The organism is Gelidimonas denitrificans, assembly GCF_055694065.1.
The window spans coordinates 3,434,257-3,446,862 of sequence record NZ_CM146350.1 but is presented as its reverse complement, the minus strand read 5'-3'; the positions used below and the strand labels follow the sequence as shown (position 1 = coordinate 3,446,862).

Here is a 12,606-nt window from a genome sequence, read left to right as displayed (position 1 = left end):
CGTTTTTGGGTAATGCCTAATTTATACTTGCGCTTCAGTCTGCAGCAATTGGAACAACTGATCTTTCAGTGCAACGCGTACTTTTTTCAGATTTTCGAGTCCATCATCAGCCAGATTTGCTACACCATTCTCAGCCTGATTGATTGCCTTGTCGGCCTCATCGTACTCATTGAACAGCTTGGCAAAATGCGGATTGCCCAACTTTAACGTATGAATTGCATCCTTGAATTCCGGAAATTCTACAGACAGCGGATGTTGATTTACTTGCATAGGTACTCCTTGGTTGCATCGGAAAAATGTTTCTTCTGAATACTATATTAACCTGAATATCGGACAAGAAAGGGCAAAAATTGCGGTAAATCACGAATGGAACCTGCGTTTATAACCAAAAAGACTTTTACCTGGATGACGCACATAAGCGGGCAACTGCGGCTTCCAGGATAATGCAAACATGCAAACTTACAGCGAGACATGATGCAAAAACTGGATGATATTGCCAAGAAACTTCTCGGCATGCCTTATGAAGCACTGGACGAGCGCACCAAAAAAGTCGCCCGCCATATTGCCGGGCGCAAGCACATTGCCAGAAACGTATCAAAGGAATTCGAGGCCCAGATCACAGTGGGCCAGCGCGCCGCAGATGCGGTGGCGCGCTTCGGCGGCTCCTGGACCTTCATCGGCATCTTCGCCGCCATCATGCTTGCCTGGGTGGCGTTGAACTCCTTCATCCTGGTGAATTACAACAAGAGCTTCGATCCGTATCCGTACATTTTGCTGAATCTGTTTCTCTCGATGCTGGCATCGATTCAGGCCCCCATAATCTTGATGTCGCAGAACCGCCATGCAGAAAAAGACCGGCTCGATGCCGAGCATGACTATGAAGTCAACCTGAAGGCTGAACTCGAAATCATGCTGTTGCACGAGAAAATAGATTTGTTGCGAGAGGGCCAGTGGAGCGAACTATTGGCAATCCAGCAGGAGCAGCTCAAGTTGATCGGGAGCTTGGTCGAGAAGAAGACCGCGGCTGAACCTTCGCAGCCCTAGCAGCGCGTAGCTTGGGCTCCATGCACTTCCCGTTACAGATCGAAATGCTGGCGGACGCGGTCTTCCAGCAGCTGTTTGGCATCGCTTTCGCTAATATTGGCGAGGCGCTTGAAAGTCTTGACTGCCATCGTGCGGAACACGTTCATTACCGACGGATCGAAATGGCTTCCTGTGTCTTTCTCCAGTATTGCCATGGTTGCCTCAAAGCCCATGGGCTCTTTGTAGGGCCGTTTTGAACAAAGGGCGTCAAACACATCGGCCACGGCAAAAATACGCGCCGCCAGCGGTATCGCTTCGCCCGCGAGTTTGCGCGGATAGCCGGAGCCGTTCCATTTTTCGTGATGGCCGGCTACCACCTCGTTGGCGCCGTTGAGCCAGCCGATGCCGTTGACAATGCTCTCGCCCTGTTCGACGTGGGTGCGCATGATGACGAGCTCCGCATCGTCGAGTTTTCCGGGCTTGAGCAGAATCGCATCGGGAATCCCTATTTTGCCCACATCGTGCAAAAAGCTGCCTAGAATCAGCGCCTGCATCGGGCTTCCCTTCAGGCCCATGCGCTCGGCAATGCTGGCAGCGATCCATGCGACCCGGTAATTGTGGGCGCCGGTATCGGAGTCGCGCTTGGCGATGGCGCGGCCGAGCGCTTCCATCATGGAAATACGAGAGTCAAGCACCTCGCGCGCTTTGCGTTCGTTGTCCGCCGACAGATGCACCACCACCGGATACAGTGCGGCACCGCACAGCAAGGATGCCAGGCAGACCATCAGCGCCATGGTCATGGAACTGGCGAAGATTTGCTCTTGTTGCCAGGCTGGCACAATGCGCACGCCCTCGAAGTAGCCGGTAATCGGCAAGTTCATGTCGGTGGCCGAATCGCGCAACGGCACGAAAACCCGCAAGACCCAAGGCCGCGCAGGCAGTTTGATGCTCTCGTAAGACGCCACCGTGTAGTTGGGTGCCCCATGACGGGGTATAGACGATTCAACCGCACGGCCCTCGTCGGTCACTGATTCGGCAAGCTTGCTCCCGCTGCGGTGGTAAATTTTAGCGATCTCAAACAAGCCGCCGGAAATAGTTTTTGCAGCAAGGGCGGCATGTGCAACGGCATCCGGGCCGGTCAGATTGATTGCATCGAAGTGATGCAGTAATCGGTCTGATTCTTCAATGGCCAAAGAAACGATGCTCTGCTCCGTGCTTTCACGCGCGACAAACCATGCCACCGGGCTGGCCAAAGATGCCAGTAAAACGCTGACTGCAGCGATGCGAATAGCGGTACGTTTTTGGAAGGTATTCATCGTCTTGGGTGTTCTTGATATCACCTTGTGTTGCACGCGATTGAAGCATTGGCTGCAAAGTCCTGCATTTAGATGCGCCACAACGCAATCAAGTAATGTATTTCCTTGTGGAAAATATAATCATTATCCGGTAATCGTGAATGTTTCCGGTTAAATGTCGTGCTTCATTTTGCCAATATGTAAAACTATGCGAGTATTTTAATTTATCGCATATTGTATATGCGTAAAACAGCATGTTTTTTGCCATACCCCTGCATGTGCTGGCAGAAGCGAAGGTGCCGCTTCAGCGCCGGTCGTCGGAAGCAAGCAAGATTGTCTTAATCCACGGCAGCAATGCGTAGGCAGGGAAGGCCAGGATGAAAGTCAGGGCAAAATAATAGGCGTAACCCATTTCCTGCGCGCCGATGCCGCCGGCCCAGCCTGCAATCGAACGCGAGAATGCGAAAATCGAAGACAGGATTGCGTATTCGGTAGTGGCGCGGGATTTATCGACGATCGCCATCAGGAATGCCAGGAAGGCGGCGGTTCCCAGGCCGCCGGTGAAGGACTCGATCGCACTCGCGCCATACATCAGAGCCTGGTGCGTGAGCGCAATGTCGGCGCCCTGCAGCGCTTTCGGGACCAGGAAAGCGGCCGCGACATACCCCAGATTAGACAGCGCCTGCCACAGGCCCAACACCCACAGCGCCCGGAAAATGCCGACCCGGTCCGTATACCAGCCGCCCAGAATACCGCCCGCGATCGACAGGCCCAGGCCCAGATTTACCGACACCAAACCAATTTGCGTGTTGGTGAAGCCGCTGTCGACCCAGAACGGCTTGATCATGAATCCGATCGAAGAATCGGCAAGCTTGAAAATCAGAATGAACGCGATCAGCAACAATGCATATTTCCGGTTCAGCAACGACACGATCGCGCCGAATATCGGTCCGCGCGCCGAGACCGTCGATACGGCGGCAGATTGGCCGCGGATGCCGTGCGCAAATGCCAGCGCCGAGAACAGAAGCAGCAACACCGGCGCGCCGCCTTTAAACCACCATGCCGATTTGAAGGGCGCGAGCCATGCGGCGTCGAGCACGCCCAATACCGGCCACAACAGACCGGCGATAAACAAAAACAGCGCGGCGATTAAAATCGGTTGCTGCGCCAGCGCCGTCAACTCATTGCGCACACTGGATGGCGCTTCGCGTTCCGGCCGCGGCGGTTCCTTGGGCGCCAGCAGGCTGACCACGGCAATGACCAAAAACAGGAGCGCGGCCAAACCATACGTTGCGGTCCAACCGGCCTTGTCGGAAAACCAGAGCAGCACGCCGGCCGCCAGCATGCCGACGCGGTAAAAGCCGATCCGAAAGCCGTTGGCCAGGCCCAATTCGCGTTTATCCAACTGCTCGATGGTGTAGCCGTCGATGGCGATGTCATTCGTCGCGGAAAAAGTGGTGAACGCGCCAATCGCAAACCATACCCACGGGCCGAAGCCCGCTTCGCGCGCGCAGACGATCATCACCAATCCCATGCCGATGTCGGCTGCCGCCATCCAGTAACGATGGCGGCGCGTGTAATCGATCAAAGGCGCCCACAGGAACTTGAGGGTCCAGGCCAATCCCAACAAACTCAGCAAACCGATTTTGGAAAGCTCGACGCCTTGCTGACGGAAATAAACTGGAAATAAATCAAAAAACAATCCGAGCGGAAAGCCCTCCGAAAAATACAGCAGGCTGATCCAGAATAATTTGGAACGCAGGATTTTTGGCGGGGCCACAGATTGGCCGGGAATGACATTCATGCTGGATTCTTTTTGCATAAGCGAAACACGGCCAGATTGCCGCGCCAATTGGGCAGGAAGGTTACCGGTTCGCCATCGTGCAGCGCCACGCACTCGATCACTTGCAGCCCGACCTGGCTGGCCAGTTCTTCGAAGTCGTAAATGGTGGCGCAGCGGATATTCGGGGTGTCATACCATTCGTAAGGCAGCAATTTGGAAACCGGCATGCGCCCTCCCATCAGCGCCAGGCGGTGCGGCCAGTAGGCGAAATTGGGGAAGGAGACAATCGCTTCGCGTCCGACCCGGGCGATATCGCGCAAAATCGCTTCCACATTGACCATCATCTGCAGCGACGACAGGCACAGCACGGTATCGAAGGCTTTGTCGGCAAAGATCGCCAGGCCGTTTTCCATGTCTTGCTGGATTACGTCGATGCCGCGTTTGGCCGAAGCCAGTACCCGATCATCGGCGATTTCGATGCCGTATCCGCTGCACTTTTTATCGGTCTGCAAATAATCCAGCATCACGCCATCGCCGCAGCCGACGTCGAGAATGTGCGCGCCCGGCTTGATCCAGTGCGCGATGAAGGCCAGGTCGGGGCGCAGCACGCTGAGTTGGTTGAAATTCATGCGCACTCTCCGGCGATACGGTCGTAATAGGCGCGCACCAGATTGTGGTAGCGCGGATCTTCCAGCAAAAAGGCGTCGTGGCCGTGCGGCGCATCGATTTCGGCATAGGTCACGCGGCGCTTATTGTTGACCAGCGCCTGCACGATTTCGCGGCTGCGCGCGGGTGCAAAGCGCCAGTCGGTCGCAAACGACACCAGCAGAAACTGCGCCTGCGTGTTTTCCAGCGCGCAGGTCAAATCGCCCTTGCACGGGCGCGCCGGGTCGAAATAATCGAGCGCCTTGGTGATCAGCAGATAGGTGTTGGCGTCGAAGTATTCGGAAAACTTCAAGCCCTGGTAGCGCAAATAGGATTCGATCTCGAAGTCGACGCCGAAGCTGAACTGGTAATCGCCGTTACGCAAACCGCGGCCGAATTTCTCGGCCATGTCGTCGTCCGACAGGTAGGTGATATGGCCGATCATGCGCGCTACCGACAGGCCGTTTTTCGGCACTACGCCATGCGCGTAATAATCGCCGCCGTGGAAGTCGGGGTCGGTCAGAATCGCCTGCCGCGCCACATCGTTGAACGCGATATTCTGCGCCGACAGCATCGGTGTGGAGGCAATGATCACGCAGTGCCGCAGCCGCGCCGGATACATGATGCTCCAGGCCAGCGCCTGCATGCCGCCCAGCGAGCCGCCCATCACTGCGGCAAACTGGCTGATGCCGAGCGCGTCGGCCAGCAGCGCTTGCGCATTGACCCAATCTTCCACCGTGACCACCGGGAACGCCGCGCCGTAGGGCTTGCCGCTGGCGGGATTAATGTGCATCGGGCCGGTCGAGCCGAAGCAGGAGCCGAGGTTGTTGACGCCGATGACGAAAAACTTGTCGGTGTCGAGCGCCTTGCCCGGCCCCACCATGTTGTCCCACCAGCCGGCGCTTTTTGGCTGGTCCGCATACACGCCGGCCACATGGTGCGAGGCGTTGAGCGCGTGGCAGACCAGCACCGCATTCGAGCGCGCCGCATTCAGGCTGCCGTAGGTTTCATAGGTCAGGGTGTAATCGGCAATCGTCGCGCCGCTCTGCAAGGCGAGCGCAGCGGCAAAGTGCATGGCTTGCGGGGTAACGATTCCGAGGGAGGACATGTTTAACCTAGAAACGGCCGTCTGCGGTGTTTTGCAAATCGCTGCCGTGAGTCGAAAAAATTTTTAGGAGCCTGTCGGGCTTCGATTCCCTAAGCCCGACAGGCTCCTAAATACAAAAAGCCCGATAGCAATCCGCTGATCGGGCTAAATTATCGCTTGTTGATGTCTGCAAGCAGCTTTAGCCGTATTTGGATGGGTTTCCCCCTGCGCCCGCAAGCTGACATCAAATCGGCGCAACGCCAACAAGAATAACCAACTCTGCCGGGATCGTCAAACCTGCGGGGATCGTCAAACGGTGGCCGGCGCATCGGCCAGTTGGCTGATCATCTGCTTGATGGCGGCGGGGTCGTCGCTACGCAGGATTTTCTTGACCAGCGGCGTGATGCGCTCCAGGTCGCATCCCAGCACCTCTTGCTTGACCGACAGCAACATCGAGGCCGGCATCGACAGTTCGCGAAAACCCATGCCCAGCAGCAGCCGGGTCAGTTTGGTGTCGCCCGCCATGCCGCCGCAAATCGAAACCGGGATTTCGGCCTTGGCGGCAGCCGCCGCCGTCATCGCCAGCAGCAGCAGCACGGCCGGGTGCAGCGGGTCATACAGATGCGCGACTTCGTGATCCGTGCGGTCGATCGCCAGCGTGTACTGGATCAGATCGTTGGTGCCAATCGACAGGAAATCCATGTGCCGGATGAAGGTCGGCAGCGTCAGCGCCGCCGCCGGAACTTCGATCATCGCGCCGATCTTGATCCCGGCATCGAACTTCCGACCGGCCTTGACCAGTTGCGCCTTGGCCTGGTTGATCATGGTCAGGGTCTGGGTCACCTCGAAGCTGTGCGACAGCATCGGGATCAGCAGCTTGACCGGACCGAAAGCGGAGGCGCGCAGGATCGCGCGCAGCTGGGTCAGGAACAGTTGCGGTTCGGCCATGCAATAGCGGATCGCGCGCAGCCCCAGCGCCGGGTTGGTCGCGCTCTGCTCGAAGCCGTCCAGCCGTTTGTCGGCGCCGACATCGAGCGTGCGGATCGTCACCGGCCGCCCTTTCATCGCGCGCACCGCGCGCCGGTAGGCGTCGAATTGCTGCTCTTCCGATGGCAGCGTGCTGGCGTGCCCCATGAACAGGAACTCGGAGCGGAACAGGCCGATGCCGCTGGCGCCGACTTCCATCGCCCCCGCACAATCTTCCGGCAATTCGATGTTGGCCAAGAGCGTCACGGCGGTGCCGTCTATGGTGACGGCCGGAGTTTTCTTGAGCTTGCTGAGTTTTTTGCGATCGCGCTGGATTTTGGCCTGCATGTCGCGATACTGGTCCAGCATCAGCTGGCTTGGGTTGACGATCACGACGCCGGAGTCGCCATCGATGATCAGCCAGTCGTCCTGTTTGATCAGGGTCGAAGCATTCGACAGGCCGACGGCGGCCGGCACGTCCAGACTGCGGGCCACCAGAGCAGTATGCGAATTCTGGCCGCCGACATCGGTGACGATGCCGCTAAAGGCGCGATTGCGAAACTGCAGCATGTCGGCCGGCGAAATGTCATGCGCAACCACGATCAGGCGCGCCTGCGCTTCGTCGCCATCGTCAAGCGCCGGCAATATCTGGGCGGTGCCGGTCAGTACTTTCAATACGCGCTCGGCAACTTGCTGGATATCGGCTTTGCGGGCGCGCAAATAGCTGTCTTCGATCTCGTTGAACTGGGCCACCAATCCATCGATCTGCGTCACCAGCGCCCATTCGGCGTTGTAGTGGCGGCTGCGGATGATATCGAGCGGCGCTTCCGCCAGCATCGGGTCGGACAGGATCAGAATATGGATATCAATGAACGCGCCCAGTTCGGCCGGCGCTTCCACCGGCAGCTCTTCCCAGATGGTGCGCAGCTCCTGATGCACGACGGCAAACGCATTTTGCAAGCGCCGTACTTCGGCTTCCACCTGCGTCTGGCCGACCAGATAATGTTTTACGTCCAGCGCAGCGGGCGTGAGCAAGTGCGCGCGGCCCACGGCAATGCCGCGGGAAACCGGAAAGCCGTGGAGCGAAAAAGATGCCATTGGTGTTGGTCTGCGTGGTTTTAGTGATGTGTTGCGCCGGCATATAAATTACCGGCGAAGTCACCGGCGCAATCGCCGGCGGTCCTTCTGGCGCGTTCTAGCTTACTTGCTTTTTACGTGCTTATTACTTGTTTTTTATATACCTATTACTCGCCTTCGTCGAATTTGTCATTGACCATGGTTGTGATCGCCTGCAGACATGCGTCTTCATCTTCGCCGTCGATTTCCAGCGTCACTTTGGCACCTTTACCGGCCGCTAGCATCATCACGCCCATGATCGATTTGCCATTCACGCGGCGGCCGTTGCGTGTCAACCAGACTTCGCTGTGGAATTTGCCGGCCAACTGGGTCAGTTTGGCCGAGGCCCGGGCGTGCAGCCCGAGTTTGTTGACGATTTCGATATCTTGCTGGATCATTTTTTATTGTGGAGAAAGGCGAATACGATTATCGACGCGGACTGCGCCACTCTGACCGCCCGCCAGCGCCATTTCGACCACGACATCGAGCGTGTCCTGGCGATAAGTCAGTGCGCGCAGCAGCATCGGCAGGCTGATGCCGGCAATCACATCGATGTGCCCCGGCAGACTGAGTTTGTTGCAGCAATTGGAAGGGGTCCCGCCCATCACGTCGGTGATCACCAGCACGCCGGAGCCGTCGTCCAGGCGCGCGATGGCGTCCTGCGCTAGGCGCTGGACTTCCAGCGGGTCCTGATCGGCCAAGACATCGATCGCCTCGATCCGATCGGGCCGGCCATGGAACACATGGGCGGCAGCTTCGATAAAAGCCTGGCCCAGCGGTGCATGCGTCAAGAGCAAAATTCCAACCATGGATATATTATTTAATACGGGAGTATGATTAAAAAACCGATGATTTCCGCCTAATTATACTGCGTCCTGAAAAATACCCCAGGTCGTCAATATCGTGTCGGGAAGCGCATCAGGCCGCCTGTTCCAGCGCATCGATGAACATCGCCGCCACGTTGAAGCCTTGCTGCTGCCGGATTTCCTGGAAGCAAGTCGGGCTGGTGACATTAACTTCAGTCAGATAACCGCCGATCACATCCAATCCTACCAGCAACAAGCCGCGCTGGAACAGAATCGGCGCCAGTGTTTCGGCGATTTCGAGGTCGCGCGCCGACAGCGCTTGCGCCACGCCGAGCCCGCCGGCGGCCAAATTGCCGCGCACTTCGCCGTTTTGTGGGATGCGCGCCAGCGAAAATGGCACCACCTTGCCGCCGATCAGCAGAATGCGTTTGTCGCCCTGCGTAATTTCCGGGATGAAGCGTTGCGCCATGATGGTGCGGCGGCCGTTATCGCTCAACATTTCCAGCACCGTGCCGAGATTCTGGCCGTCGGGTCCGATGCGAAACACGCCGGTGCCGCCCATGCCGTCGAGCGGCTTGAAGATCACATCCTGATGCGCGACGTGGAACGCCCGCAGCCGCGCCATGTCGCGCGACACCAGAGTGGGCGCGATGAATTGCGGAAAATGCGCAATCGCCAGCTTTTCGTTATGGTTGCGAATCGCCTGCGGCTGGTTGACGATGCGCGCGCCGGCCTGCTGCGCCAGCTCCAGCAGATAGGTCGCGTACACGTATTCCATGTCGAACGGCGGGTCCTTGCGCACCACGATCACATCATACGTATCCAGTTGTTGCGGCGCGCGTGGCTCCAGCCGATACCAGTCGGCAGGGTCGCCGGTCAGCGTGACCGGCGCGACGTTGGCTACCACCACGCCGTCGTCGAGCGCCATGTCGGCCGGCTCGAACGCATGCACGCTGTGGCCGCGCTGCCCGGCCTCGATCATCATCGAATAAGTGGTGTCTTTGTAAGTCTTGAAAGTGTCGAGCGGATCGGCGAGGAAAGCGATTTTCATGGGGTTCCAGAATTATTTATACGACGCAAAACAATGTTTTCAGTAGCGTAGGCCTCCGTGCCTGCATTGGGTTGCAGGGCGCAGGCACGGAGGCCTACGCTACTGTGTAAGTTAATGAACTAATAAATCAATAGATTTCCGGGTTGGGATCGGTGCGTTCCAGCTCCAGCGAGGCCGCCAGCAAGGCCAGGCGCGCCACCACGCCGTACATGTAGAAGCGGTTCGGCGAGGCGGTGCCGGGCTTGGCCGACAGGTCCGGCAAGCTGTGTTGCTGCTCGAACGCCAGCGGCACGAAATGCGCGCCCGGCGCATTCAGGTTTTCGTTGATGCCGCGCTCGGCGTGGACCCGGTAGAAGCCGCCCACCACATAGCGGTCGATCATGTAGACCACCGGCTCGGCCACCGCTTCGTTGATGTTCTCGAACGAATGCACGCCTTCCTGGATGATCACGTCGGATACTTCCAGCCCTTCCTTGACGACCGACATCTTGTTGCGCTGCTTGCGGTTCAGACCGACGATTTCGCTGGCGTCGGTGACGGTCATGATGCCCATGCCGTAGGTGCCGGCATCGGCCTTGACGATCACGAACGGCTTGTCCTTGATGCCGTATTCCTTGTATTTCTTGCGAATCTTGGCCAGCAGCGTGTCGACGCTGGCGGCCAGGCAGTCTTCGCCGATGCGCTCGTGAAAATTGATGTTGGCGCACTTGGCGAAATACGGGTTGATCATCCACGGGTCGATGTCGATCAGCTTCGCGAATTTCTTGGCGACATCGTTATAGGCGTCGAAGTGGTTGCTCTTGCGCCGCACCGCCCAGCCGGCGTGCAATGGCGGCAGCAGCGTCTGCTCGTGCAGGTCGGCCAGGATCGGCGGCAGGCCGGCCGACAGGTCGTTGTTGAGCAGAATCGTGCAGGGATCGAAATTCTTCAGGCCGACCCGGCGTCCGTTATGGGTGCGCTCCAGCGGCTCCAGCATCAGCGTGGTGCCGTCCGGCAGTTCGATCGGGGTCGGCTCGGTGACATCCCCGGCCAAGGTGCCTAAGCGCACGTTCAGGCCGGCCTGGTGGAAAATCTGGATCAGCCGCGCAACGTTTTGCAGATAAAAGGTGTTGCGGGTGTGGCGCTCGGGAATTAGCAGCAGGTTTTTCGCGTCCGGACAATATTTCTCGATCGCAGCCATCGCCGCCTGCACCGCCAGCGGCAGCATTTCGGTGGCGAGGTTGTTGAAGCCGCCCGGAAACAGGTTGGTATCGACCGGCGCCAGCTTGAAGCCGGAGTTGCGCAAATCGACCGAACAGTAAAACGGCGGCGTGTGCTCTTGCCATTCGAGCCGGAACCAGCGCTCGATGGCCGGGGTGGCGTCCAGAATTTTCTTTTCCAGCTCGAGCAGAGGGCCGTTCAGGGCGGTGACGAGGTGCGGGACCATATAAAACCTTTTTCTTGTCTGATGCGAAGTGTGAATTGTGCAGCGCGTGTATTGCAGTGCATCTGTGTTGCAGTACATGAATGCACTGATTTTATCGGGAATCCAACTTTTGCGCGTATGCCCCCATGCAGGATTGCGTGACATCAATGCTATTTTGGGATAGGAGGCGGGTTTGTCAAGGCTGTCGTCGAGGTGCCGGCGCGAACTGCGCCGCAGCCAATGTACTGGATATTGTATTTTGCGTTGCCGCACTATTTATATGCGGCAACACGGGTGTTTTTTGCCATACTCCCCACTATTTTTTTGAATAACGGGCGCCGATTGCGGGCCGGATAGGGCGCTAAAATATATTGCACCGGATTTGATGCCTCGCAACACGGCGCCGCCTCAGGCACCTATAGTCCAATGTCGTAGCAATCAGGCTGGCGCCGGCGACCGGCCGCCAGGTCAGACATGAGGGCGTTGCAATGAAATGGACCGCAGTTGCGCTGTATCTGCTATCGATCGCCTACCTGCATTTTCGCGGCACGGTGCGGCTGCCGCTGTTGCGCCAGCTGCTCGACCACTCGTCGCTGATGGCACCGCTCAATCTGCTGATGTATGCGCTGTCGGACGTGCCGGCGACGACTTACTTCAAACTCGGCCAGTTCAGAGAGTTGCAATTACTCCAGGACAACTGGGAAACCATTCGCGCCGAGGCGCTCCACCTGAGCAGCCTGCAAAAGATCCGCGCCGCGCAAAAAAACGATGACGCCGGCTTCAATTCCTTCTTCAAGAACGGCTGGAAACGCTTCTACCTGAAATGGTATGACGCCAGCCATCCGTCGGCCGCGGCGTTATGCCCGAAGACCGTCGCGCTGCTGCGCCAGTTGCCCAGCGTCAAGGCCGCGATGTTCGCCGAACTCGGCCCCGGCGGCAAACTCAACCCGCACCGCGATCCGTTCGCCGGCTCGCTGCGCTACCACCTTGGCCTCGTCACGCCCAACGACGACTGCTGCTTCATCGAAGTCGACGGCCAGCGCTACAGCTGGCGCGACGGCCAGGCCGTGGTGTTCGACGAAACCTTCATCCACTGGGCTTACAACGGCAGCGACAGCAACCGCATCATCCTGTTCTGCGATATCGAGCGTCCGATGCGCTGGCGCTGGGCCCAGGCCATCAACCGCTGGCTCGGCAAGACCATGATGACCGCCGCCAGCTCGCCCAACGACCACGGCGACCAGACCGGCGCGATCAATAAACTGTTCCGCTTCGTCTGGTTGGCCGGCCAGTACCGGCGCAAGCTGAAAAACTGGAACCGGCGGCTGTACTACGTGATTAAGTTTGGCTTGATTGTGGGCGTGGCGGCGCTGATCGTGCTGCTCTGAGCAAGCACTTGAAGCGCTGCCGGGAGCTTCGACTTCCCTGG

12 protein-coding genes are annotated in these 12,606 nt (G+C 58.1%); 2 read left to right on the top strand and 10 right to left on the bottom strand.

Features of this window, described 5'->3' with window-relative positions:
- Positions 1 to 21 precede the first annotated feature (21 nt).
- Complete coding sequence (locus FKCLFG_RS16005; RefSeq protein WP_472614056.1) at positions 22 to 270, bottom strand: YdcH family protein; 249 nt, start codon at positions 268 to 270, stop codon at positions 22 to 24.
- Positions 271 to 474: 204 nt separating this feature from the next.
- Between FKCLFG_RS16005 and FKCLFG_RS16000 the strand changes: the two genes are divergently transcribed.
- Positions 475 to 1,044, top strand: coding sequence for a DUF1003 domain-containing protein (locus FKCLFG_RS16000; protein WP_472614055.1), 570 nt, complete (start codon positions 475 to 477; stop codon positions 1,042 to 1,044).
- Between the two features lie 32 nt (positions 1,045 to 1,076).
- Here the strand turns inward: FKCLFG_RS16000 and FKCLFG_RS15995 are convergent, their stop codons facing one another.
- From FKCLFG_RS15995 to gshA, 9 genes are all read right to left on the bottom strand, one after another.
- The gene (locus FKCLFG_RS15995; RefSeq protein ID WP_472614054.1) at positions 1,077 to 2,339 is read right to left on the bottom strand and encodes an HD-GYP domain-containing protein; all 1,263 of its coding nucleotides are present in this window, start codon (positions 2,337 to 2,339) and stop codon (positions 1,077 to 1,079) included.
- Between the two features lie 283 nt (positions 2,340 to 2,622).
- Positions 2,623 to 4,122: an MFS transporter gene (locus tag FKCLFG_RS15990; protein ID WP_472614053.1), complete on the bottom strand. Its 1,500-nt coding sequence runs from the start codon at positions 4,120 to 4,122 to the stop codon at positions 2,623 to 2,625.
- Positions 4,119 to 4,730, bottom strand: coding sequence for a methionine biosynthesis protein MetW (gene metW / locus FKCLFG_RS15985; protein WP_472614052.1), 612 nt, complete (start codon positions 4,728 to 4,730; stop codon positions 4,119 to 4,121). Before metW ends, FKCLFG_RS15990 begins: the two co-directional genes overlap by 4 nt.
- Positions 4,727 to 5,854 (bottom strand): homoserine O-succinyltransferase MetX, encoded by a 1,128-nt coding sequence (metX, locus tag FKCLFG_RS15980; RefSeq protein WP_472614051.1) that lies wholly within the window; start codon positions 5,852 to 5,854, stop codon positions 4,727 to 4,729. Before metX ends, metW begins: the two co-directional genes overlap by 4 nt.
- A gap of 288 nt (positions 5,855 to 6,142) precedes the next feature.
- Positions 6,143 to 7,897 carry a phosphoenolpyruvate--protein phosphotransferase gene (gene ptsP, locus FKCLFG_RS15975; RefSeq protein WP_472614050.1) on the bottom strand — a complete coding sequence of 585 codons (1,755 nt, stop codon included), beginning with the start codon at positions 7,895 to 7,897 and terminating at the stop codon, positions 6,143 to 6,145.
- Between the two features lie 146 nt (positions 7,898 to 8,043).
- Entirely contained in the window at positions 8,044 to 8,313 is a 270-nt protein-coding gene (locus FKCLFG_RS15970) for an HPr family phosphocarrier protein (RefSeq protein ID WP_472614049.1), read from the bottom strand.
- A gap of 3 nt (positions 8,314 to 8,316) precedes the next feature.
- Positions 8,317 to 8,724, bottom strand: coding sequence for a PTS sugar transporter subunit IIA (locus FKCLFG_RS15965; RefSeq protein WP_472614048.1), 408 nt, complete (start codon positions 8,722 to 8,724; stop codon positions 8,317 to 8,319).
- A 109-nt stretch (positions 8,725 to 8,833) separates the two neighbouring features.
- On the bottom strand, positions 8,834 to 9,772 hold the full coding sequence (gshB, locus tag FKCLFG_RS15960) for a glutathione synthase (RefSeq protein WP_472614047.1): 939 nt from the start codon (positions 9,770 to 9,772) through the stop codon (positions 8,834 to 8,836).
- Positions 9,773 to 9,899: 127 nt separating this feature from the next.
- Positions 9,900 to 11,198, bottom strand: a complete 1,299-nt coding sequence (gshA, locus tag FKCLFG_RS15955) for a glutamate--cysteine ligase (protein WP_472614046.1) — start codon at positions 11,196 to 11,198, stop codon at positions 9,900 to 9,902.
- A gap of 467 nt (positions 11,199 to 11,665) precedes the next feature.
- Here gshA and lpxO point away from each other — a divergent pair, with 467 nt between their 5' ends.
- The gene (lpxO, locus tag FKCLFG_RS15950) at positions 11,666 to 12,565 is read left to right on the top strand and encodes a lipid A hydroxylase LpxO (RefSeq protein ID WP_472614045.1); all 900 of its coding nucleotides are present in this window, start codon (positions 11,666 to 11,668) and stop codon (positions 12,563 to 12,565) included.
- Positions 12,566 to 12,606: the final 41 nt, after the last annotated feature.